The 22,652-nt window shown below is 62.9% G+C and carries 18 protein-coding genes; 15 read left to right on the forward strand and 3 right to left on the reverse strand.

The features are described 5' to 3' along the window. The first annotated feature begins 180 nt into the window (after window positions 1–180). From AABB87_RS16475 to AABB87_RS16535, 13 genes are all read left to right on the forward strand, one after another. Window positions 181–1,455, forward strand: a complete 1,275-nt coding sequence (locus AABB87_RS16475) for a glycoside hydrolase family 30 protein (RefSeq protein WP_341972307.1) — start codon at window positions 181–183, stop codon at window positions 1,453–1,455. Next, window positions 1,452–3,431: a sialate O-acetylesterase gene (locus tag AABB87_RS16480; RefSeq protein WP_341972309.1), complete on the forward strand. Its 1,980-nt coding sequence runs from the start codon at window positions 1,452–1,454 to the stop codon at window positions 3,429–3,431. Before AABB87_RS16475 ends, AABB87_RS16480 begins: the two co-directional genes overlap by 4 nt. Next, a complete protein-coding gene (locus AABB87_RS16485) occupies window positions 3,421–5,103 on the forward strand; it encodes a beta-N-acetylhexosaminidase (protein WP_341972311.1) in 1,683 nt (560 codons plus the stop codon). Before AABB87_RS16480 ends, AABB87_RS16485 begins: the two co-directional genes overlap by 11 nt. Window positions 5,104–5,259: 156 nt before the next feature. After that, complete coding sequence (locus tag AABB87_RS16490) at window positions 5,260–5,397, forward strand: hypothetical protein (RefSeq protein WP_341972313.1); 138 nt, start codon at window positions 5,260–5,262, stop codon at window positions 5,395–5,397. A gap of 554 nt (window positions 5,398–5,951) precedes the next feature. Beyond that, window positions 5,952–6,431 (forward strand): copper chaperone PCu(A)C, encoded by a 480-nt coding sequence (locus AABB87_RS16495; protein WP_341972382.1) that lies wholly within the window; start codon window positions 5,952–5,954, stop codon window positions 6,429–6,431. Continuing rightward, the gene (locus AABB87_RS16500) at window positions 6,431–6,856 is read left to right on the forward strand and encodes a copper chaperone PCu(A)C (RefSeq protein ID WP_341972315.1); all 426 of its coding nucleotides are present in this window, start codon (window positions 6,431–6,433) and stop codon (window positions 6,854–6,856) included. The genes AABB87_RS16495 and AABB87_RS16500 overlap by 1 nt, the downstream gene beginning before the upstream one ends. Window positions 6,857–6,936: 80 nt before the next feature. Beyond that, window positions 6,937–7,350: a DUF2946 domain-containing protein gene (locus AABB87_RS16505; protein WP_341972317.1), complete on the forward strand. Its 414-nt coding sequence runs from the start codon at window positions 6,937–6,939 to the stop codon at window positions 7,348–7,350. Between the two features lie 374 nt (window positions 7,351–7,724). After that, window positions 7,725–8,540: a PEP-CTERM sorting domain-containing protein gene (locus tag AABB87_RS16510; RefSeq protein ID WP_341972318.1), complete on the forward strand. Its 816-nt coding sequence runs from the start codon at window positions 7,725–7,727 to the stop codon at window positions 8,538–8,540. Window positions 8,541–8,543: 3 nt separating this feature from the next. Further along, window positions 8,544–11,114, forward strand: a complete 2,571-nt coding sequence (locus AABB87_RS16515; RefSeq protein ID WP_341972320.1) for an MbnP family copper-binding protein — start codon at window positions 8,544–8,546, stop codon at window positions 11,112–11,114. Next, a complete protein-coding gene (locus AABB87_RS16520; protein WP_341972324.1) occupies window positions 11,111–12,280 on the forward strand; it encodes an MbnH family di-heme enzyme in 1,170 nt (389 codons plus the stop codon). Before AABB87_RS16515 ends, AABB87_RS16520 begins: the two co-directional genes overlap by 4 nt. A gap of 118 nt (window positions 12,281–12,398) precedes the next feature. Continuing rightward, on the forward strand, window positions 12,399–13,535 hold the full coding sequence (locus AABB87_RS16525) for a hypothetical protein (protein ID WP_341972325.1): 1,137 nt from the start codon (window positions 12,399–12,401) through the stop codon (window positions 13,533–13,535). Between the two features lie 106 nt (window positions 13,536–13,641). Then, window positions 13,642–14,466 carry an FxDxF family PEP-CTERM protein gene (locus AABB87_RS16530; RefSeq protein WP_341972327.1) on the forward strand — a complete coding sequence of 275 codons (825 nt, stop codon included), beginning with the start codon at window positions 13,642–13,644 and terminating at the stop codon, window positions 14,464–14,466. Window positions 14,467–14,547: 81 nt separating this feature from the next. Then, entirely contained in the window at window positions 14,548–16,746 is a 2,199-nt protein-coding gene (locus AABB87_RS16535; RefSeq protein ID WP_341972330.1) for a cytochrome-c peroxidase, read from the forward strand. Between the two features lie 635 nt (window positions 16,747–17,381). Here AABB87_RS16535 and AABB87_RS16540 read toward each other — a convergent pair. The 3 genes from AABB87_RS16540 to AABB87_RS16550 all read right to left on the reverse strand — a co-directional run bounded on the left by AABB87_RS16540 (window position 17,382) and on the right by AABB87_RS16550 (window position 20,621). After that, entirely contained in the window at window positions 17,382–18,206 is an 825-nt protein-coding gene (locus AABB87_RS16540; protein ID WP_341972332.1) for a TlpA disulfide reductase family protein, read from the reverse strand. 146 nt (window positions 18,207–18,352) lie between these two features. Further along, complete coding sequence (locus AABB87_RS16545; protein ID WP_341972334.1) at window positions 18,353–18,709, reverse strand: ArsR/SmtB family transcription factor; 357 nt, start codon at window positions 18,707–18,709, stop codon at window positions 18,353–18,355. Between the two features lie 631 nt (window positions 18,710–19,340). Further along, window positions 19,341–20,621 (reverse strand): sigma-54 interaction domain-containing protein, encoded by a 1,281-nt coding sequence (locus AABB87_RS16550; RefSeq protein WP_341972336.1) that lies wholly within the window; start codon window positions 20,619–20,621, stop codon window positions 19,341–19,343. 292 nt (window positions 20,622–20,913) lie between these two features. Here AABB87_RS16550 and cydP point away from each other — a divergent pair, with 292 nt between their 5' ends. After that, the gene (cydP, locus tag AABB87_RS23120) at window positions 20,914–21,096 is read left to right on the forward strand and encodes a cytochrome oxidase putative small subunit CydP (RefSeq protein WP_445944881.1); all 183 of its coding nucleotides are present in this window, start codon (window positions 20,914–20,916) and stop codon (window positions 21,094–21,096) included. After that, window positions 21,093–22,649, forward strand: a complete 1,557-nt coding sequence (locus tag AABB87_RS16555) for a cytochrome ubiquinol oxidase subunit I (RefSeq protein WP_341972338.1) — start codon at window positions 21,093–21,095, stop codon at window positions 22,647–22,649. Before cydP ends, AABB87_RS16555 begins: the two co-directional genes overlap by 4 nt. The last annotated feature ends 3 nt before the right edge of the window (window positions 22,650–22,652 follow it).

Below are 22,652 nucleotides of genomic sequence, written 5' to 3' on the forward strand. Positions count from 1 at the left end.
CTTCCTCTCATGAAACTCTCGACTTCACGTCTTCGCGCGCTTCCGCTGAGCTTGTGCATGCTGAGTCTGGCCAGTCTGGTCCAGGCGGCTGACACGGCATCTTCTTGGCAGACCCGCGCCGACCGCAGCCGCCTCTTGGCCCGCGAACCTGACAGCAGATTCAAAACTGGGCAGAAAGCCTTGCCCCTGCACATTGAGGTCGACGCGAGCCAGCGCTTCCAAACCATGGAAGGCTTTGGCGCCGCAATCACCGACGCTTCGGCCTGGTTGATCCAGCAGCGCATGAACGAGGCGCAGCGCAAAGCCTTGATGGAGGAATTGTTCGGGCGCGGGCCGAACGGTGTGGGCTTCGACCTGACCCGCTTGACCATAGGCGCTTCGGACTTCTCGCGCAGCCACTACAGCTATCTGGACCTGCCCCCCGGACAGACCGATATGGGCTTGAAGGCCTTCTCGATCGAGCCGAATCGGGCGGATGTGCTGCCGGTGGTCAAAAGCGCCCTGGCCATCAACCCCAGCTTGCAGGTGATGGCTTCGCCCTGGAGCGCGCCGGGCTGGATGAAGCAGACCGAGAGCATGATCAAGGGCCGCTTGAAGCCCGAGATGTACGGCGTGTTTTCTGAGTATCTGGTCCGTTACGTCGACGCATTTGCCGCCGAAGGTGTGCCTATCTTCGCGCTGACCATTCAGAACGAGCCGCATAACGAGCCGGGCGATTACCCCGGCATGCGGGTGGACCCGGCCGAGCGTGCCGCCGTCTTTGGTCAGCATCTGGGCCCGCTGCTCAAGCAGCGCGGCATGAAGGTCAAGTTGATCGATTGGGATCACAACTGGGACGAAGTGAAGTCGCCGCTGGCGGTCTTGTCCGATCCCGTGGCGCGGTCCTATGTCGATGGCGTGGGCTGGCATTGCTATGCGGGTGATGTGTTCGCCCAGACCGTGGTGCACACCGCCCACCCCGACAAAGAGACTTGGTTCACCGAATGCTCGGGCGGCGAATGGGCGCCCGAGTGGCACAAGACCTTGCCTTGGATGATGAGCAATCTGGTCATTGGCAGCACCCGCGGCTGGGCCAAGGGCGTGCTGATGTGGAACCTGGCTCTGGATGAAAAATACGGCCCGCATCTGGGGGGCTGCAATGACTGCCGCGGCGTGGTCACCATCGACAGCAAGACCGGCGCGGTCACCCGCAATCTGGAGTACTACGCCCTGGGCCACGCCAGCAAGTTTGTGCGTCGCGGCGCCCAGCGCATTGCTTCGCCAGCCAAGGTGGGCGGCATGGAGACGGTGGCGTTTCGCAATGCCGATGATGGATCCATCGTGCTGATCGTCAGCAATGGCGAGGCCAGCAGCCGTCGCTTCAGTGTGGGTAGCGCGGAGGGTGGCGAGCGCCGCTTCACCTACAGCTTGCCCAAGCACAGCGTGGTGACCTTCACTTGGTCGTCCAAGCCATGAGCTGGCGCGCGGCAGCGCTGCTGTGCTTGGCCGGTCTGAGCGCTGCAGCGCATGCCGAGGTACGGCTGCATGGGCTGTTCGGCGAGCACATGGTCTTGCAGCGCGAGAAGGCGATCCCCGTGTGGGGCTGGGCGGCACCGGGCGAGACGGTGCTAGTCAGCTTTCGCCAGCAGCGCCAAACCGTCAAGGCCGATGCGCAAGGCCAATGGCGCCTTCGCCTGAAACCTGAGGCGGCCGGCGGGCCGCATACCTTGACGGTCAAGGGCAACCAGAGTCGGGCGCCCCTGACCGTGGGCGATGTACTGGTGGGCGAGGTTTGGCTGTGCTCGGGCCAGTCCAATATGGAATGGGCTTTGCGGGATTCGCTGGACGGCCCTGCCGAAGCCGCTGCCGCCAATGACCCCGGCATCCGCCACATCAAGGTCGCCCACCGCGCGGCTTTGCAGCCACAGGACGATATAGCCCCCGCGGCCTGGCAGCCCGCCACTGCGGCCCATGCGGCCGAGTTCAGCGCAGTGGCTTATCACTTTGCCAAGCGCCTGCGCCGTGAGTTGGGCGTGCCGGTGGGGCTGCTCAATGTGTCTTGGGGCGGCACCCAGATCGAGGCCTGGATGAGCCCTGCGGCTTTGAAGACCTTGGCCGATATCGCGCCGCTGTTGGCGGCGCCGCTGCCGACCTCGGAGCGTGACTTTGTGGCCCAGCAAGAGGACCGCATGCTGAGCCGAATGAAGGCCTGGCAGGGCACAGGCCCGGCCGGTGCCGCCGAGGCTGCAAGCTGGGCCAAGCCGGACTTGGATGACAGCGCCTGGCCGCGCTTGCAAACCCCCGGTATTTGGGAGACCCAGGGCCTTGCGAATCTGGACGGCAAGGTTTGGTATCGCAAGACTCTGCAGCTCAGCGCAGCCCAGGCGGCAGCGCCCGAGGCGGTGCTGCACCTGGCCCAGGTGGACGACTGCGACGAGACCTTCGTCAACGGCCAGCCCGTGGGCAGCCAGTGCGGCTGGGACCGGCCGCGCCACTACTCATTGCCCGCTGGGACCCTACGTGCCGGCGCCAATGTGATCGCGGTGCGCGTGACCGACCAGGGCATGGGCGGCGGCATCCACGGCACGCCGGAGCAACTGCGGCTTCAACTCGGGGCGCAAGACCTGACCCTGGCCGGCCCCTGGCAGGCTCGTGTCGAGTCTTTGCTCGGGAAAACCGCGCCCGGCCCCAATGAGCTGCCATCGCTCTTGTTCAACGGCATGTTGAATCCGGTGCTGGGTGTGGGCCTACGCGGCATGCTTTGGTACCAGGGCGAAAGCAATGTAGCCCGTGCGGCGCAATATGAACGCCTCTTGCCCGCCTTCATCACCGACCTGCGCACCCGCTGGGGTCAGGGCGACTTTCCCTTTCATCTGGTGCAAATCGCAGCAGAGCACCCCGCGGCGCTCAACGCCTTGAGTGGCAGCGCCTGGGCCGAGTTGCGCGAGGCCCAGACCCAGGCCCTGCGACTGCCGCACACCGGCCTGGTGGTGACCAGTGATGTGGCCGACGATGGCAATCTGCACCCCCGCAATAAAAAGGTGGTCGGTGATCGCCTGGCCGGCCTGGCCTTGCAGCCCAAGGTCAAAAAGGCATGGGAAGCCCAAGGTCAAGTGCAAGGCCCGGTCTACCGCCGCATGAAGCGGATTGGCCACGAGATCGAATTGCATTTCGATCATGCGCTGCCCGGCTTGATGAGCGGGGGCGGCGCGCTGCAAGGTTTCACCATCGCCGATGCCTCCGGCCAGTTTCAGCCGGCACAGGCCCGAATCATGGGGCCATCGACGCTGCGGGTGCATCACAATTCAATTCAAGACCCGGTGGCCGTGCGTTTCGGTTGGGTGGACAACCCGCAGCACAACAACTTGTTCAACCGCGCGGGCCTGCCGGCGGTGCCCTTCCGTACCGATCGCTGGCCGCGCCTGACGGAGCAGGCACGCTATGCCTTTTGATTCTTTGTGCTCGCGGCCACGTGCCATGTTTCGCGCCCTGGCGCTCAGCGCTCTGGCCCTGGCCCTGGGCTTGCAGCTTGGCTTGGGTGGTCTGACGCCAGCCCTTGCGGCAACGCCCAAGACCGCGGCGGCGACGCTGCCGGTGCCCATTCCGCTGGGCAATTTGCTGCCGCAACCGCAGATGGTGAAGGCGGGTACGGGGCAAGCCCCATTTCTCTTGAACGCCCAGGTGCCGGTGCTGGCCCCAGAGGGTTTGGCTGGACCTGCGCAATCGCTGGCCCAGACCTTGGGTTTGCGGCTGAAGCTTGCGCCTTCGAGCACGGCGGGTGCAGCGCGGATTCGCTTCGAGCAAGACCCCTCGGTGGGCAAGGTGGCGGGTGCTTACCGGCTGCAAATCAAGCCCGATGAGATCCTCATCCAGGCCGCTGAAAACAGCGGCGCCTTTTACGCCACGCAGACGCTGTTGCAACTCCTGCCGCAAGAGGCCAAGTTGACCGCCGCTTCCGCTGGCTTCGAGCTGCCAGCCGTAGACATCAACGACGCCCCTCGCTTTGAGTGGCGCGGCATCATGTTGGACGTGGCGCGCCATTTCCATGATGTGCGGCGCGTCAAGCGGGTCATCGACAATATGGCCTTCTACAAGCTCAACCGCCTGCACCTGCATCTCAGCGATGACCAGGGTTGGCGCTTGGCCATCAAGGCCTACCCAAAGCTGAGCACGGTGGGTGGGCGCGGCGACCATTCGCGCCCCGATGCGCCGGCGCAGTTCTTTAGCGCCGAAGACATCCGAAGCATCGTCCGCTACGCCACCGAGCGCTATATCGAGGTGATTCCCGAGATCGATATGCCCGGCCACAGCGGCGCTGCGGCGCGCGCTTACCCGGAGTTCTTCGACGGCCTGGTGACCTTCAATCCAGCCAAGCCTGAGACCTACCGCTTCATCGACACCCTCTTGGGCGAGTTGGTCGAGCTGTTCCCGGGTCGCTATATCCACTTTGGCGGTGATGAGGTCTGGGTGGAAAAGACCCGTTGGGCGCAGATGCCCGAGGTCTTGGCGATGGCGCAAGACCTGACCCCGGCCGGGCAGGCGCCGCAGATGAAGTTCGTCGAGGCCGAGTTTGCGCGCCGCATGGTGCAGCTGATCCAAAAGCACAAGCGGGTGCCGATTGGCTGGGATGAGGTGATCGCTGCCGGCCTGCAAGACAACATGATCGTGCAGTGGTGGCGCATGGACCACCCCGAGATGGTCTTGGCCGCGCTGAAGCAAGGCCAGGCTGTGATTCTGTCGCCCTCGGACCGCATGTATCTAGACTACGCCGCCGGCCTGGGTGAGCCGGGCGCACCCTGGGAGGGCAATACCGGCGGACCGGTCTCGGTGGAGAAGATCGTCGCCTGGGAGCCGATGCCGGTGGGCTTGAGCGAAGCGCAGCAGGAAAAGGTGCTGGGCATCGAGGCGCCTTTGTGGACCGAGAACGTGCGCAGCGAGTCTTATCTGGAGTTCATGCTTTACCCGCGCATGGCGGCGGTGGCCGAGGTGGCGTGGCGCCAGCAAGCCCAGAGCGAGCCCAAGGCCTTTGTGAAGCGCTTGGCGCCGCATATTGCCCGTTGGAAGGCGCAAGGTGTCAATGTGCGCGGGAACCGGGAAGACGCTCACCAATACCGCTTGCATTGAGCCGGCGCCGGCAATGCTAGGCTTGCGGTGAAGAAAGCTCCCCTGTCAGTAGGCCCTCGATTACTGACGCGTTGCGGGAACTGGCGGCTCCGGAAAGCGATTCGCAGGCCTTGGCGCAAGAGATGCTGGTGCTTCAGATCGCGGGGAAGCGTCGCCATGGATGACACTTACAAGCCGCAGGACGCTTTGAGCCTTTGGTGGCTTGGGCAGGGGAGCAAATCTCCAACGCTGATTGGGCATATCTTTCTGGCTGAAGGCAGCGCGATTACAAACCAGCAGCTTGGGCTGAAGTGAAATTTTCAATTCGACATAATCAACTTTGTCGAACTTACGAGTAGCAATTGCGGTGTTGCTTTTGCCGATTGGCCATGCGCCAGATTCTTGACCGTCTTTCTCGCCATCGACTTGGCCACCCGTGTAGATCGCCTGCGGATTGACCTCGGCTAGCAACTATTCCCCTTTGAGTTGCGGCTTGGTGGCGCGCCTACGACCTTGCCGATAGCAATAGGCCGAGCAAATCCGAGGCAGATGGCCGTCGGGCAGCTCCGTGCCCATTGCGGACTTTCAAGTTGGCGGCCTTTAAGTCAAGACTTCATGAACAGCATGATTACCAAGTTCACTGTTCGTCAAATGAAGCCGTCATCGGCTGAGGCGGCAGGACTCCTACCTCAACGTCCGGTCTCGAACGTCCTACTGCCGTTCGGGCAAACTGCTTCGCCCGATTCATGTGGAGATGATCTCACCCAGCCACCGGCAAGGCGCCATTGGTGGCCCGGAAGTCATCTTGATTGATCGCCGTCTACGAGCTATCGTCGCTCGAATTGGCCGTCCCACTTTAGGAATCAATGATGATCGTTTTGAAGAGTCACATAGCTAAGGTACTGTTTGGCTGCGCTTTGCTAGTTGCTTCCCTCCAAGCATCTGCGCAAGTTGACGTCAGCCAGGCCTGGGTGCGCGCCACCGTGGCGCAGCAAAAGGCCACGGGCGCCTTTTTGCAATTGAAGGCAAAGAGTGACAGTCGCTTGGTCGAAGCCCGGTCGCCAGTGGCCGGCGTGGTGGAAATCCATGAAATGGCCATGGACGGCTCAGTGATGAAGATGCGAGCCGTACCTGGCCTGGACTTGCCAGCCGGCAAGTCCGTTGAACTGAAGCCGGGCGGTTATCACATCATGCTGATGGACCTGAAGGGGGCCATCAAGGCCGGTGACAAGGTCGATCTGACGCTGGTGTTCGAGAACTCGGCCAAGCAGCGCGAAACCGTGGAAGTGAAAGCCGAAGCCAAGCAACTCAGCACGCCTGCCGCCGCCAAAGACGAGCACAAGCACTGATGCGCAGGCTGTTCATGCAGGCCGCTCGCCTGGGCGGCCTGTGCACCATGCTGGCCATCACCTCGGCCCAGGCTCATGATTTCCGGGTCGGTGCACTGCGCATGGATCACCCCTACGCCCCGCCCTCGCAAGACGGGCAAGGCTGGCTGTGCTTCCGCGAAGTGCGCAATACCGGCAGCGAAGCGGATCGCCTGCTGTCCGCATCAGTAGAGCAAGCGCAAGGCGTGGCCGCACCCGAGGGTCAGGCCTTGCCTCTGACCCTGCCCGGCGGCACCGCGCAGCAATGGCGCCACAGCAACAAGCAATGCTTGCGCTTGCGAGGCTTGGCCAAGCCGCTGCTGGCGGGCGACCGTTTCGAAGCAGTGTTGCAGTTTGAGCGTGCTGGAGAAGCCCGCGTGCAGGTCTGGGTGGAGCAGCCCCGCTGAGCGTGCCCCCACATTCGAGGCCCTGTTCTGGAGCCAGGTCAAAGACTACCGCCAGAATTTCAAGTTAACATCCGCGAACCATGTCACGCTCATCCCGTCATCAACGCTTCGGCACTTGGCTCGCGCTCGTCGCGATGCTGGCGCTTGTGCTGATGCCGGTGATGTCGCGTGCGCTGGCTTCTCAAGCCGGTGGCAAGAGCTGGATCGAAATCTGCTCGGCACAAGGTTCACGCTGGGTTGCCGTCAATGACGTTGCCCCTGCATCGGCCATTGATGGCGACAGCGTCCCTGACGATGGTCTGTCCTTGACTGGCTCACTGGACCACTGCAGTTACTGCTCGCTATCGCAAACCACGCCCGGTCTGCCCGCAGTGCCACAAGTGCTGGTCCTGCCGCTGCGCCATGCGCAGCTCCCTCCGCTTTTCTTCCAAGCGCCGCGCCGCCTCCATGTCTGGAGCACTGCGCAGTCGCGCGCCCCACCGACCCGCGCCTGAGTCGTCGGGCTCGCGTTGCCCTTGCCAGCGCTGAACAGCGCTTGTACGGTCTATGCGGCTCGCAAGCCTTGCTGCGGGTTCGTCTAAGCCGGAACCAACCTCGACCTTGAGGCGGAGTTCCGCACCCCTTGAGCCAATGATCGAACTGAGCTGCTCCGCATAGGCTCGTCCGTTCTGAAGCCTGCCTCGACGCCCCCAGCCCGCCTGCGCTTGCGCGTCGCCGAGCCTGAAGTCCTGCTCGCTCGTCCTTGCTGAGGCTCTGACAGAGCCCCCCACAAGGCTTGACGCAGCGGCTACAGAACGCCTTCGGACGGCCTCTGCCCACTCGCTGTGCAAACGTGAGCTCGTCTCAACCTCAGCAGCAAAAGAAATCTATGGACCTTCGTTCCTCATTCCGTCTGGCCGCGCTCTGCGCCGCATCCCTGGCCGCCGCCAACGTTCAAGCCCATATTGGCTACGGCGGTCGCGACTTCGGCAGTTTCAGCGGCCTCGCCGCCCAAAGCGTCACCATCGGCAGCCAAACCGTCACCGGCAACTATGGCTGGGCCGATGCCAGCGACTACAACTTCGGCGACAGCCACAAGGGCCGCGCCTTCCGCTTCCACCTGGACAATGCCGCCACGGTGAGCTTGCAAGTCTCCGCCAAGGCCGATGCCACCGCCACCAGCATTGGCGGCTTGCTGCCCGGCTTCTCGATCTATCAAGGCCTAGCTCATCTGGCGCCGCAATCGGCCGACCATGACTTTGCCGCCATCAGCCAAAGCTATCTGGCCAGCCTGCCCGGCGAAGCCAAGGAAGGCGCGTGGGTCGCCACTGGCGATTGGAAGGTCGGCAACGACGGCAATGCCAACTACGCCGCCGCCCTGAGCAGCTTCGTCTTCAAGGGCTATGCCGTCGACGGTACTTCCGCCAATTTCAGCAATGCCAGCCCCAGCCTGCAAGGCGGCGGCCTAGCCGACGGCAAGGTGGCGGGCAGCTTCTTGCTGGACGCAGGCGACTACACCATCTTCATCGGCGGCGCCGATTACTGGGCGCAAAACCCCAGCAATCCCGACCTGGCTAAGGCCTACGGCCTGAGCGCCACCTTGAGCGTGGCTGCGGCGGTGCCTGAGGCGCAAAGCTGGGCCTTGATGTTGGCCGGCCTGTCCGTCATCGGCTTGCTCAGTCGTCGTCGCGGCAACCGGGGCTGAACCATGAAAACATGGACCAGCGAGGTCATGACGAGCAAGTCCTACGGGGCCCTGCTGGCCGCCTTGCTCTCCACCCTGCTCGCCGCATGCGGCGGCGGAGGCGGAGACAAGATCATCACTCCCGAGGTGACCGAGCCAGTGCCCACACCACTGCCCACACCGCAGGCCTTCAGTGCCTCCATCAACGGCACCGTGGCGGTCGGCGCACCGGTGATCGGCGCCAGCATCAATGCCAAATGCCTGAACGGCGCGACGACTGCTCAGGCGCCCACCGATGTGAAAGGCGCGTACAGCATCGAGTTGAACGGCCTGAAGCCACCCTGCCTGCTGCAAGCCAAGGGAGGCACCGCCCTGGGCACACCGGTCAGCACCAACTTGCATGGCCTCAGCCAATCCACCGGTGCTGCCGCCATCACGCCTTTGACTGATCTGCAGTTGGCCTACGCCTTTGGGGCGGACCCGGCGCAGGTCTTCAGCCGCTTTGCAGGTCAAGTCGATCTGCCGAGTACCCAAAAGCTGGCTGCCGCGCAGCAATTCATCGCCGCGCAAATCAGCGCTCTGGGCCTCAAGCCTCCCAGCCAGGACCTGCTCTCCGAAGCTTTGGTGCTGGGTTCTGAATCCGATCTATTGCTGGACCAACTTGGCGCCAAGCTCAGCGCGGCCCAAGCCAGCCTGGGGCAACTGCGTGAGAGCGCCCAAAGCGCCAGCAGCTTTGCCACCACGCTGAACACGGCCAAGGCTGCCGCTGACGAGCGCGCCCGCCAGCAGGCCCAAGCCGCAGCCGAAGCCCTGGCCGCCGAGCAAGCGCGTGCGGCCGCTGCGGCTGCCGCAGCCAAGGCAGCGGAAGAAGCGCGGGCGGCGACAGCCGCTGCAGAAGCCAAAGCCAAAGCGGATGCCGCCGAAGCCAAAGCCAAAGCGGACGCCGCCGCCAAGGCCGCAGCCGACGCCGCGCGGGCACAGGCCGAAGCGACGGCGGCAGCCACCGCCGCCGCCGCCAAAGCCGCCGAAGAAGCCCGCATCGCCGCTGAGAAAGCCGCCGCCGAAGCTGCAGCAGCCAAGGCTGCTGCAGATGCCGCCATAGCTGCCGCCGAAGCCAAGGCCCGCGCTGAGGCTGAGGCCGCTGCGGCCGAAGCTGCCCGCTTGGCTGAAATTGCGCGCTTGGCCGCACTCGAAGTTGCCGCCACCGTGACCGGCATGGCCGCTGATGGCCAGCCAGTTCAAGGCGGCCAAGTGCTGGTGCGCTGCGTCAGCGGCAGCACGCCAGCCAATCTCATTACCGACACCAACGGGGGCTTTGCGGCCAAGCTCTTGAACGCCAGCGCACCCTGCCTGTTCCAGGTGCGCGGCGGGCAAGTCGGCAGCCAGGCCAACACCCAGGTGCTGCACGGTTGGGTCGACAAACTCGGAGGCACGGTGCAACTCAGCCCGCTGTCGGAATTGAGCTTGGCCTATGCCTTTGCTGACAGCCCGGCCAATGTCTTTGCACGCTTTGCCAGCACGGCAGATGTGCCCTCCGCCAGCGCTTTGGAGGCCGGCAAGACCTGGCTGCGCACGCAGCTCAGCGCCTTGAGCCTACCCAGCCCCGCCGCCGATTTGTTCGCAGGCCCAATTCGCGCCGGAGAAAGCGACAGCCAGCTGATGCAGACGTTCAATCAGCTGCTGTTCGACCGGGTGAGCAACTTGGCCGCAGCCATCCAGACCGCAGCAGCTCGCAGCAGCCTGCCCGCCATGTTGAACGCTGACCGCCAGGTTTCGGTTCAGTTTGCGGCCATGGCCGGCAGCACCCAAGTCAGTTGCGGCAACCTGTTGCCGCCCCTGGGCAGCACCCAAACCCCGGCCAAGCTCTTGGACTTCCGTTTCTACCTCTCTGAAGCCGCGATGATTCGCGCCGATGGCACGGCCGTGCCCATCAAACTCAGCGCCAACAACGCCTGGAACTACACCGCCGCCAGCGGCGCGGCCGTCACGCTGATTGACTTGGAGGACGGCAGCGCCAGTTGCGCCGAATCGCCCGAGCAAACGACTGCTGCCAGCAACGCCTTCCTCAGCGGCACCGTGCCAGCCGGGCGCTATGTGGGCATGCGCGCCACGCTGGGAGTGCCGGAGTCGCTCAATCACAGCCAGACATCGGCCGTACCTCCGCCGCTGGACAGCGCCGCCATGGGCTGGAGCTGGCAGGCCGGTCGCAAGTTCGCCAAGATCGAAGTGACCCAGTCCAGTGCAGGCGCCTGGAGCAGCGACTCCTTCTTCGTCCACCTCGGTTCCACCGGCTGTACCGGCAATGCGGGCTTGGGCACGGTGGTTTGCAGCAAACCCAACCGCGCCACGCTGCAGTTCCCGAGCTTTGACCCGGCGGCGCAAAAGATCGCGGTCGACATCGCGGCCTTGCTGGCCGGCACCAACATCACCATCAACCAGGGCGGCGCCCAAGGCTGCATGTCGGCCGGCACCGACACAGACTGCCTGAAGGTTTTTGAAGCCCTGGCCATCGACTGGAAGACCGACGGCAGCGGCAGCGGCCTGCCCATCAACGAAGGCCGCGGCCAGACTGTGTTCAAGGTCATCAACAAATGAAATGCACCTCTCTTGCTTTGCTGGCCTGTGCGGTTTTGCTGACTGCCTGTGGCGGTGGTAGCAGCACCGAGGTCAAGGTCAGCCCATCGGCCAATGCCTTGTGGGCCTGGGCCTTGCCCGCGCAGTACCCTGAACCCCGCGTGCCGGGCGACAACCCCATGTCAGCCGACAAAGTGCAGCTAGGCCGCTTTCTGTTTTACGACCGCCGCCTCTCTGGCAATGGCACGCAGGCCTGCGCAGGCTGCCATGTGCAAAGCCTGGCCTTCACAGACGGCAAGCTCACCGCGATTGGTTCCACCGGCGAGGCGCATCCGCGCAATGCCCAGTCCATCGTCAATGTGGCCTACAACGCCACACTGACCTGGGCCAACCCGGCTTTGACGGATTTAGAAACCCAGATGCTGGTGCCATTGTTCGGCACCCGGCCGGTGGAGATGGGTCTGAACGACGCCAACAAGGCCACGGTACTGGCACGCCTGAGCAGTGACACAGCCTACCCGGCCATGTTCGCGCAGGCCTTTGGCAGTGGCGCCGATGTGGTGAGTTGGAACAACGTCATCAAGGCCATCTCAGCCTTTCAGCGCAGCCTGATTTCGGGCAATAGCAAGTACGACCAATACCTTGCTGGCAAAGCCACGCTGACGGCCACCGAAGAGCGCGGGCTCAACCTCTTCTTCGGCGAGAAGGCCGAGTGCTTTCACTGCCACGGTGGTTTCAACTTCAACGACCAGGTGGTGCACAAAACCAGCCGCCTGGCGGAAACACCTTTCCACAACACCGGGCTCTTCAATATTGGGGGCACCGGCGCCTTCCCGGAGCCCAACCGCGGGGTCTTTGAGCTCAGCGCCAAGCCCTCGGACATGGGCAAGTTCCGCGCACCCAGCCTGCGCAACGTCGAGGTGACAGCGCCCTATACCCACGACGGCTCCATCGCCACGCTGGAGGCGATGTTGGACTTCTATGCCGCAGGCGGCCGAAACATCGAAAGCGGCCCGCACGCCGGCGACGGCCGCCTCAACCCCAACAAAGACCCGCTGGTGGCCCGCATCAGCCTGGACGCGCAAGAACGCGCCGACATCGTCGCCTTCCTTCGCACCCTCACCGACCATGAATTCCTCAGCAATCCCAAACATGCCGACCCCTTCGCCAAAGCCTCAGGCAACTGAGCCGCGCGGGCTGCTGCGCCGTGCCAGCGTGCGGGCCCTGTCCTGCGCGCTGGCTAGCTGCCTGGCAAGCGTCCTGGCAATAGGCAGCGCCCTGGCCCATGAGCTTGGCGCCAAAGCCTTGCCAGAGAGTACCGGCCTGCGCGTAGGCGCCGGCTTGGCACTGAGCCAAGCGCAGGCCGATCAAGCCTGGCCGGCCATCAAGCTGCCCGGCATCTTAAGCAATGGCGAAACCCCGGTGGACCGTCGCGGGGGCGCGCTGGAGCACGGCACCCTGGATGCGGGCCTGCGCCTGGGCACGCATTTCGGTGCGCTGCTGGCCCTGGGTTGGCATGATCGCGACCCCGTGCACGTCGAAGCGGCTTGGCTGCAAGGCGAAACCGCCTGGGGTCAAGACCAACTGCTGCTCGGCCTGGGCCGCAATCGCCTGCCTATGGGTCGGCTGCTAGAAGGCGGTGGTCACTTTGACCGCTTCGCCAGCATGCCGCTGGCCAAGCGGGCCGTGCTGGGCGGCGACTGGATCGACGACGGCATCTCGCTGCGCTGGCAGCGCAGCCACGACGGCCCCTGGCCGGCGCTGGAAACGCTGGACCTGGGCGTTTGGCGCGCCCGCAGCTTCCCCGGCGGCGCTGAAGGCCCGGCCGCACCTGCTGCCCATCTGCGCCTGAGCTGGGGCGATTTCAGCTTCGACGGTTTTGGTGCCCTGCTGCGCCCGCAATTGCGAGGCGCTCATGTGCAAAGCGCGACCGCCGCCCACACCCATGACCGCCCCGACTGCCGCGGCGGCCTGACCGGCATCTTCTGCTTCGATGGCCGCAGCGAGGTGCTCAGCGGCAGCCTGGCCTGGGTCTTGCCCACCACGGCGGATTTGCGTCTGGAATTGGCCGGCCTGCTGCGCCGCGACCGGGGCCAGCTCTACTCCCTCAATGGCGACACCGATTACCGCGGAAGCACCGGCGGCGGCTGGCTGGACCTGATCTGGCAGTACAGCCCGCAAATCGGCCTGGCCCTGCGCGGAGAAACCGTGCGCGGCGTGCAAACACTGGAAAGCGCCAACGCCCTGGCCCTGGCCCGTGACGCCGGCCTGCTGGGCAGCACCCGCATCTGGCGCGCCAGCGCCAGTGCCAGCTACGCCCCCTGGCCCAGCCTGCGCTTGTTTGCCGAGTTAGGCACCGACCGCCAAGGCACTCAGCGCAACAACTTCAGCGCCTTGCGACTGGTCTGGACGCCCGACCAGCTCTGGGCCTGGCACTGGTGATCACCATGAAAACCCAGACCTCTTTCGACCGGAAGCACGCACTCGCTGAGCCGCATGACTTTCATTTTTTCCCTGACCTCGTAAACCTGAACTGGAGATCTTGAAGATGAAAACCTTGAACTCGATCAAGCACATCCTGAGCGCCGTCGCACTGCTGAGCGCAGCCGGCCAAACCCTGGCTGCAGACGCGGTCGACTTCCGCAACTGGGGCACCGACGGCAGCGCCCCGCTGCTGGCCGCTGGCGGCAGCATCAACGCGGTACAAGCCATGGCCAAGAGCAATTACTCGGACAACCCAGGCCTGATGTTCTCCGCTTGGGCTCATGCAGGTGGCACGCCTTGGTACACATTCCAACTGGCCACCACCACCGACGTCACGATCAACCTGACTCCAGCAGTTGCCAGCGCTAACTTTGCACCTGGTTTGACTCTGTGGGCCTCGGGCAATCAAAAATTCGACGGCGGCAGCGAAGGCATTGAGACTGGCAACAATGGCTGGGGCGATCCGCACTCCTTCAATGTGGTCGGCCAGATTGGCGACTTCGGCACGGCTTGGATGAGCGGCGCCAACGGCAATATGCTGCAGACCCTGGCCTATGCCGTAACCGGCCCGGCCCATACCGACACTGACGCCACCGGCTGGGGCGAGGTCATCAAGCAAGGCGTGAATGACATCAGCACCGACAACACCTTCGAGCAAGGCGTGACCGGCACAGCCAACGGCAACCAGATTCACCTGCAGGTCAAGCAATTGCAGGCCGGTTGGTACACCCTCTACATCGGTGGCACCGACAACAGCAAGACCGCAGCCAGCTACAACCTTGACGTGAGTGCCGTGGCGGCCGTGCCGGAACCCGCTTCGCTGGGTCTGATGTTGGCAGGCATGGGCTTGCTGGCCCTGCGTCGCAGCCGTCGTCGCCACGAGGGCTGATCGCCCCGCAGTACCGGGCGACTGAGCGTGTGCAGGGTTGCTGCAACGCCCGGTCGCCCCTTTGAATCTGGAGTCCTCCCCATGCTGTCCACTTTGATGCGTCACCGCTGCGCGCTCTTTTTCGCCTTGGGCTTGAGCGCTCTTTCGGCCCAGGCCGATATCGGCCCCATGCCCATGCCCCTGAAAGGCGTGCCGCTGCCGGCGGTGCCCGGCTTGAGTGACGGCGCCAAGCCCATCATCGTGGATCGCCAAAAAGCCCTGATCCTGGGCAAGGCGCTGTTCTGGGACAGCAATGTGGGCAGCGATGGCATGGCCTGCGCGTCATGCCACTTCTCAGCAGGCGCCGACCGGCGCGTGCGCAATCAATTGGCGCCCGGCGGCAAAAGCCAGCTGGCGCCCAGCTTTGACATCGGGCCCGATGGTTTGCAACGCGGCCCGAACCAAACCCTCAAGCAAAGCGACTTCCCCTTCACTCAGCCCTACCAGCCCTTGGCCGATGTGGACGAGCGCCTGCTGGCTCGCATCTCGCCCACCGTCACGGGCTCGGCCGGCAGCTTCGGTGGTGGCTTGAAGGCGGTGGATGCCGCCCTCGGCAGCAATGACGACTGCAAGCGCAGCCCTGACCCGAGCTTTCATGTGGCCGGCATTGGCGCGCGCCGGGTCAGCGATCGAAATGCCCCCAGCGTGATCAACGCGGTTTTCAACCACCGCCTGCTGTGGGACGGCCGCGCCAGCAATGTTTTCAATGGCAGCAGCGCAGGCGGCGAGCGCGATGCGGCCGCAGGCGTCTGGGTGCAGCAGGCCGACGGTACGGTCAAGCGCGAGAAGCTCGCGCTCGTCAACTCGGCCCTGGCCTCGCAAGCCATGACCGCCCCGCTGAACGACAAGGAGATGAGCTGCCAGGGCCGCAGCTTGGCCGACATTGGCCGCAAGTTGCTCTACCGCAGTGCGCTGGAAACCCAGCAAGTACATCCGCAAGACAGCGTGCTTGGCCCCTGGTCCGCAGCCGGCCGAGGTCAAGCCGGTCTGACCCAAGACTACATCGCCCTGGTGCAACAGGCCTTTCATCCTCGCTTTTGGTCCTCCAAACAGCGCGGCCCTTTTGGCAAGCCCAATGTCAGCACCCGAGGCCCGATGAGCCAGCCCTACAGCCAGGTGGAAGCCAACTTCGGGCTCTTCTTCGGCTTGGCGCTGCAGGTCTACCAGTCCACCTTGGTCTCGGACGACTCGCCCTTTGACCGCAGCGCGCGCGACACCAATGGGCTGCCGCTGGAACTGAGCCCGGCACAGGCGCGCGGCTTGCAGGTGTTCCGCCGCGCCCATTGCGCGCTTTGCCACATCGGGCCCAACTTCACCTCGGCAGCGGTGGACACCAATGCCGCTCTGGTGGCCAGCAAGCCCTGGGGCTTCAGTGGCCCGGGCTTTCGCAACACCACGTCCAGCAATATCGTCAGCCGCATGGCCGGCAAAAAAGGCTTTGGTTTTGTCGACACCGGCTTTGCCGCCACTGGCGTGGGCCGTGATGAATGGGATATAGGCCTGGCCGGCAAGGACGACTGGGGCAACGAGCTGGCCTATGCCACCCAGTACCTGAAGCTGCTCACCGGCGACAGCAGCGCCGTCAAAGACAGCCGGGTGCTGAGCGTGCGGGCCTGCGACTTACCCACCTCGATTGCGCTGAACCGGCCACAGCCTCATCCCAGTGTGTTCACGCAAGCCCAGGGCGTGCAGCCGCAGCCGCACAGCACACAAAGCTGCATCAATCCAAGCGGCGCCTTTGTGCCCACCGCTGCCGCAGCCCAGGCCGAATTGGCGGCAGGCGTGAATAACAAGCGCATGCTGCTGGTGACGGACGCGGCCTTCAAGATCCCCACGCTGCGCAATGTGGAGTTGACCGGACCCTATATGCACAACGGCAGCATGGCCACGCTAGAACAGGTGATCGAGTTCTATGCCCGCGGCGGCAATTTCGCGGGCACCTCCAAGCAGTTCGGAACCATCTTTGGCCAGTCTGAATTGCAGTTGGATGCGCAGGCCCGCAGCGACCTGCTGGAGTTCCTGAAATCCTTGACCGATGAGCGTGTGCGTTATGAACGGGCCCCGTTTGACCACCCGGAGTTGCGGCTGCTGAACGGCCACGCGGGTGACCGCACTCGCCTGGTGACGCCCGGCACTTTTGGTGCCCAATTCGGTCAAGACAGCTGGACGGTGATTCCCGCCGTCGGCGCACAGGGTTCGGGGCGGCCACTGCCCACTTTCATTGAATCTCTATCGCCTTGAATCCAAAATCAACTTGGACACAAGTAAATCGCCAGCAGGCGCGCCACCGCCCGGGCAGACATAAACCAAAGCTGAAGTTGAGCGAACTTCGGCTTTGGGCAGTGCACCGGACTTCCGGCAAGGAGAATTCAATGGTCGGTGCTGGTAACGACGGTCTTTGGTGCGTGGCGAAAGAGCATATGCAAAGAGCCGTCCAGAGTGGGACTACCTGATGCAATGGTCGACTGCTATGGGCACCTTGCAGCCGGCCGCCACCGTCAGAAACATGCCCGGAGCAGTCGGTCGCACACGCAAAGTCAGTCGCCCAGAAGCTGCCAGATGCCATCATGGCTCACCACCCACTGCAGTCATTAACGTCCATAAGCCGCCGCTGATTTAAGCCAGACCGAAGAGCCACTTAGCGGCCAAGCGGAAGCATGCGGGTTCGACGAAGTGGAGCACAGCAGAGCTTGATCGTGGCTCAGCTTCGGCTTTAGTGCGCAGGATGGCCTAGCGCCATTTGGGTCGGGCAATGTCCCAGCCGTCTCGGCTCAGCCCATTCAGGCCACCGTGGCCGGAAAACTCGGCAATGGACTGTTGCACCGTGCGTGAGAAGCACCTTGACCCTTTCGAAGAGCCCTCGCCTAGCGGCTGCCTTAGTTCTGAATTTTTCGCAGAGCTATGTTCAGGGCCGCCGCATTCAGTACGCCCATATGCGCATCGACCAAGCGCCCGTTTGCATCGTAGAAAATGGTGGTTGGCAGGCCTCGTGAACCTAACGCGGGTCCCAATGCAGAGGCGGGGTCTAGCAGGACGCCGTTCAAAGCAAAACGCTGGGACGCAAGATAGCTGTGTACCGCTGTGGCCGACTCCCCCTGATTGACGAATACAAAACTCAACTCAGGATGCTCGACTTGGGCCTGAGCCAGCAGCGGCATTTCTTGCCGGCAGGGGCCGCACCAAGTGGCCCAGAGATTCAGCACCATCGGCCTGCCCTGTGATGCTTGAGCAAGGCTCTTTGCAGGCCCGCCATCCAAGGTTTGGAACAAGCCCTCGGTTGGCCGGTCCGACAGGGACGCTTGGATCAAGCCGGTTATGGTCAGCCAGAGAGTTGCCGCAGCCAGACCCGCGATAGCAAGTGTGGGCCTCAAGGCCGCTTGCCGACGTCCTATCCATAGCAAAAAGGCCGCTGCTGCAAGCCATCCAACCATGGCGTTCCAACCACCATCGCGAATGTCAAGTAGTGCCCAAGGGCTGCCCAAATAGGCTCCCGCATACTCCGCCACGTAAGCAAGCCGAGCAAATAGCAGCCCGATGAAGGCCGCGTTCAGAAGCGCGTCGCCAGCCAACTTGCTTAGATTCGGCCCGTCTACCTGGCGACGGAGCAGCAAGTGACTTATCCCAAGCGAAAGCAGCGCGGCCAGCAGTATCAACAGTGGCGCAAGTGGAATTGCCAGGGGACCGAGTGCGACGGATTGCATGGTGTCTTTAGTTCAGCTTGGTTTCTTGTCGGCAGCGGAGCCGATCATCTTCTGCGCTACCTGGCGCAGGCAAACCAAGGAGCCTTTGGGCAAAGAGCCCTGGCGGGCTAACCGTTTTACTGCAGCAATCAAGCAAGGCTTAGCCTTTAGCGTGCCACCGCCGGCATCAAGCGTTCCTTGGTCTCGATTTCGGTCTCAGGGTCAAGTTCGGCAGCCACTTGGGTGCAGACCGCCCTGCACAGCGCGGCGACCCGGTCGCTTTGCAGCTTGTAATAAATCTGGGTGCCTTCACGGCGTTTAGACAGCACACCACTGCGGTACAGCGTCGACAGGTGCTGCGACATATTCGGCTGTGTGGTGTCAATTTCGCTCAACAACTCGGAAACATTCTTCTCGCCATGGCAGACGGCGCTGATGATCTTCAGCCGAATCGGTGTGGACAGGAGTGAAAACAGTTCAGCGACCGATTCAAAAACCTTGTCTTCGGTTTTGCGCGGGTCCATAGCTCTCTGTTGTTGTGGTGACCGATGAATTATCATATTCGCATCTAACGATATAGCCGCCCAGGGACCTATAGCGTGCTCACTTGCAGCTGCAGAATTTCTTGTTAAGGCTGCGGCCTTGGCCGTTGATGACTCCTCCGGGAACATGCCGAGGACTCGCTTCGGTATGGCATTGCTCGACCAAGCCATGCGAAGCCCCGCCGTCTCTGCGCGCTCCATCGCTCGGTAAACGCCTGAACTGTCCCCGCCGAACTTTCGGCATGGCAATCGGCACAGCGATGTTTCTTGATCAGGCGCTGACCCAGGGCGATTTCCGCATCCTCCAAGAATGGCCATGCGATCCTGCTTTTGGGCAGAAACGCTGAACATCACTGTCAGCAAAAGGGTGCTGGAGCAACAACTTTGCCGATGCAGCATGGCAAGGCCTGTAGCGATCCGGGCCTGACCCCGCTCGGAGTGTCATGTGGCGTCGCACTGCGTCTACTGGGTACTCGTCAGAACCAATGCCGCCAGGGTCTTGGCGCCGGCGTCACTCGGAGCCGCTTGCGTTGGCATAGGCACACGGCCCCACGTTCTGGAAACGCCCTTTTTGTGTTGTGCCACCCTCGCCATAGCCTCCCCGCAGCAAACCTCAGGAAACCGCGTCCAATCTAGCTAGCCGCCGGTACAGTGTTCGAACGCTAACGCCCAGATCTGCCGCTAGGTCGTCGCGGCTACCACCATGCCGCTGTAAGGCGGCGCGTAGGGCCTCGTCTTCGAGCTGACGCAGCTTGCGACCATTAATTGCCGCTTGCGGCGCGCAACACGAACCGCCGCCAGCAGTTGCGCCCACTTGCAAGGCAGCCAGAATGGTGAGCGCATCGATTTTCTCACCGTCACTGAGTAGCGCTGCGCGCTCCAGCACATTGCGCAACTCCCGCACATTGCCAGGGAAAGCGTAGTCAGCCAGCACACGCTGTGCCCCGGGTCCTAAAACTAGCTTGCGGCCGGCGGCAACACGGGCCAGCAATGACTCCGCCAGCAAGGGAATGTCGGCCCCCCGCTCGCGCAGTGGTGGCAGATGGATAGGAAAGGTGCTGAGCCGGTAGAACAGATCCTGCCGAAAGCGCCCATCAGCCACCATCGCGGCGAGGTCACGGTGAGTGGCCGAAACCAAGCGCACATCAGAGTGTCGCAAGTCTGTACTGCCGACGCGGCGATAGGTGCCACTCTCCAGAAAGCGCAGCAGTTTGACCTGCATGGTCAGTGGAATATCGCCCACCTCATCGAGGAACAAGGTGCCACCGCTCGCCGACTCGACCAAGCCCGCCTTGACCCCATGGGCGCCGGTGAAAGCCCCTTTTTCGTGACCGAACAACTCACTCTCAAAAAGGGCATCGGGCAGGCTGGCGCAATCAACAACAACCAGGGGCTTGGCCGCCCGCACGCTGGCGTCGTGAACCGCACGGGCCACCAGCTCCTTGCCGGTACCAGATTCACCAAGCAGCAGCACACTGGCTGGGGAGGGGCCCACCCGCGCGACCAAGCCCAGCATGTGCTGAAACGACGGGGAACGCCCCACCAAGCCCTCGGACGCAGGCACACCGCGCGCCACCGGCAGCGACTCCATCTTTTCAGCAAAGTAGACCTGCCGCCCGCTGGCATCTCGCAGGGGTGACAGCTCAATGTTCACATAGGCTTCGCCTTGCGGCGTATGGTGCAGATGCAATACACGCTCGCGGCGGCCACTGGTGCGAGCACGGGCCAATGGACAGGACTCACCGGCTTGGTCACAGGGCACGCTGATGCCATGCGAAACCTCATAACAGTGACGGCCGATCACCGAGTTGTGGGGGCTGAAGCGCTGTCGGTAGGCCAGATTGGCCGCCACGATGCGGTATTGATCGTCGAGCAGGATATGTGGCTCGGGCATCTCCTCCAAAAAAGACAGCAACTCGAATGGTGCGCCTGCCGGCACCGTTGGCGTAGTGAACTTGTCTATGGCGTTCTCCCTGAACTGGCTGCAACTGTCTTTGCGCTCGACCCGGCCGTCGACCGATCAACTGCCACAAATGTCAGTTGACTGCCATTTATGGCACTTGTCAATTCAGCAATTCTGGCAGAAGCGCTTGATCCCACCATGCGCCTCTATGGGCAAAGCACTCTCTGTGAGCGGGCTTTTCCAAGGGGCGATGGGGTGGCATGGCACTTGCGAATGGGAAGGCATGAAGCACAAGCCATTGACCCATCACCTCGCCCTAGCAATTGCCATCAAGTTGTTGGCACTGTTGCTGATTTGGGGCCTTTTCGTGCGCCCGCTTCGGGTCGCAACTGATCCACAGCGTACTGCTGCTCACCTAGCTGGAACTGCTGTTTCCGCATTTCCCGCTTCTGGAGCTCAGCCATGATTTCTGAACAACTCGTCGATCTCTCTCGGCTGCAGTTCGCCGCCACTGCGATGTACCACTTCCTGTTCGTGCCATTGACCCTGGGCATGGTTTGGCTGCTGGTGATCATGGAGACGGTCTACGTGATGACCGGCAAGGCAGTGTGGAAGGATATGACCCGGTTCTGGGGCAAGCTTTTTGGCATCAACTTCGCCCTTGGCGTAACCACCGGCATCACGCTCGAATTCCAGTTCGGTACCAACTGGGCCTACTACTCGCACTACGTCGGCGACATCTTCGGCGCGCCATTGGCTATTGAAGGCCTCATGGCCTTCTTCCTCGAAAGCACCTTCATCGGCCTGTTCTTCTTCGGCTGGGATCGCCTCAGCAAGACTCAGCATCTGTTGGTCACTACCTTGATGGCTGTCGGCACAAATCTATCGGCACTGTGGATTTTGATCGCTAACGGTTGGATGCAAAACCCGGTCGGCGCTGAGTTCAACTGGCAGACCATGCGCATGGAGATGGTGGATTTCTGGGCCATCGTTTTCAACCCCGATGCGCAAGCCAAGTTCGTGCATACGGTGTCGGCCGGCTATGTGACCGGTGCCATGTTTGTGCTGTCCATCTCCAGTTGGTACTTGCTGCGCGGACGCGATGTTGAGTTTGCGAAGCGCAGTTTCCGTGTTGCAGCTGCTTTCGGGCTGGCCAGCGTTTGTTCGGTCATCGTGCTTGGCGATGAAAGCGGCTACACCGTTGGCGAGGCCCAGCAGACCAAGATGGCGGCCATGGAAGCCATGTGGGAAACCGAGCCTGCGCCGGCCAGCTTCAATGTGATCGCAGGCATCAACGAAGCCGAGCAAAAGAACGACTGGGCACTCGAAGTGCCTTATGTGATGGGCATGATCGGCACCCGCTCGCTCAGCAAGCAAATCCCGGGCATCCATGACATCAAAGCCCGCAATCGCGAACGCATTGTGAATGGCATCAGTGCCGTGATGGCGCTGGAAACGCTGCGCAAGCACCGCGACGACCTCCAGGCACGCAAAACACTCGAACTCACCAAGGGTGACCTCGGCTTCGGCCTGTTGCTGAAGAAATACACCCGTGACGTCAGCCAAGCCACGCCGGCCATGATTGACAAGGCCATGAACGACACCGTGCCGCGAGTAACGCCCATGTACTGGAGCTTTCGCATCATGGTTGGCTTAGGTTTTGCCATGTTGCTGCTCTTCGGCTTAGCTTTTTGGAGCACCCTGAAGAGCGAATGCCGTGCCCGTCCCTGGCTGTTGCGCTGGGCCGTGCTGATGTTGCCTGCGCCGTGGATTGCCTGCGAGCTGGGCTGGTTTGTGGCTGAGTACGGTCGCCAGCCTTGGACCATCTACGGCGTGCTGCCCACCCATCTGAGTGTGTCGACGCTCAGCGTTGAGAGCCTGTACGGCTCGCTGGCTGGCTTCGTTGGGTTTTACACCGTGCTGCTGATCATCGAGGTCTATCTGATGATCAAGTTCGCTCGGCAGGGGCCGGGTAGCTTGGGCACTGGCCGCTACCAATTCGAACCGACTCACGCCTGAGGA

Origin of the sequence: Roseateles sp. PN1 (genome assembly GCF_038419725.1) — a bacterium.
GTDB lineage: Bacteria > Pseudomonadota > Gammaproteobacteria > Burkholderiales > Burkholderiaceae_C > Paucibacter_A.

Excerpts from the sequence above, each read along its gene's own strand:
- AABB87_RS16495 (WP_341972382.1), top strand. The coding sequence starts at position 5,952 with ATGATCGTTTTGAAGAGTCACATAGCTAAGGTACTGTTTGGCTGCGCT.
- AABB87_RS16535 (WP_341972330.1), top strand. The coding sequence starts at position 14,548 with ATGCTGTCCACTTTGATGCGTCACCGCTGCGCGCTCTTTTTCGCCTTG.
- AABB87_RS16485 (WP_341972311.1), top strand. The coding sequence starts at position 3,421 with ATGCCTTTTGATTCTTTGTGCTCGCGGCCACGTGCCATGTTTCGCGCC.
- AABB87_RS16555 (WP_341972338.1), top strand. The coding sequence starts at position 21,093 with ATGATTTCTGAACAACTCGTCGATCTCTCTCGGCTGCAGTTCGCCGCC.
- AABB87_RS16530 (WP_341972327.1), top strand. The coding sequence starts at position 13,642 with ATGAAAACCTTGAACTCGATCAAGCACATCCTGAGCGCCGTCGCACTG.
- AABB87_RS16515 (WP_341972320.1), top strand. The coding sequence starts at position 8,544 with ATGAAAACATGGACCAGCGAGGTCATGACGAGCAAGTCCTACGGGGCC.
- AABB87_RS16550 (WP_341972336.1), bottom strand. The coding sequence starts at position 20,621 with ATGCCCGAGCCACATATCCTGCTCGACGATCAATACCGCATCGTGGCG.
- AABB87_RS16505 (WP_341972317.1), top strand. The coding sequence starts at position 6,937 with ATGTCACGCTCATCCCGTCATCAACGCTTCGGCACTTGGCTCGCGCTC.
- cydP (WP_445944881.1), top strand. The coding sequence starts at position 20,914 with ATGAAGCACAAGCCATTGACCCATCACCTCGCCCTAGCAATTGCCATC.
- AABB87_RS16510 (WP_341972318.1), top strand. The coding sequence starts at position 7,725 with ATGGACCTTCGTTCCTCATTCCGTCTGGCCGCGCTCTGCGCCGCATCC.
- AABB87_RS16540 (WP_341972332.1), bottom strand. The coding sequence starts at position 18,206 with ATGCAATCCGTCGCACTCGGTCCCCTGGCAATTCCACTTGCGCCACTG.
- AABB87_RS16545 (WP_341972334.1), bottom strand. The coding sequence starts at position 18,709 with ATGGACCCGCGCAAAACCGAAGACAAGGTTTTTGAATCGGTCGCTGAA.
- AABB87_RS16490 (WP_341972313.1), top strand. The coding sequence starts at position 5,260 with ATGGATGACACTTACAAGCCGCAGGACGCTTTGAGCCTTTGGTGGCTT.
- AABB87_RS16480 (WP_341972309.1), top strand. The coding sequence starts at position 1,452 with ATGAGCTGGCGCGCGGCAGCGCTGCTGTGCTTGGCCGGTCTGAGCGCT.
- AABB87_RS16500 (WP_341972315.1), top strand. The coding sequence starts at position 6,431 with ATGCGCAGGCTGTTCATGCAGGCCGCTCGCCTGGGCGGCCTGTGCACC.
- AABB87_RS16520 (WP_341972324.1), top strand. The coding sequence starts at position 11,111 with ATGAAATGCACCTCTCTTGCTTTGCTGGCCTGTGCGGTTTTGCTGACT.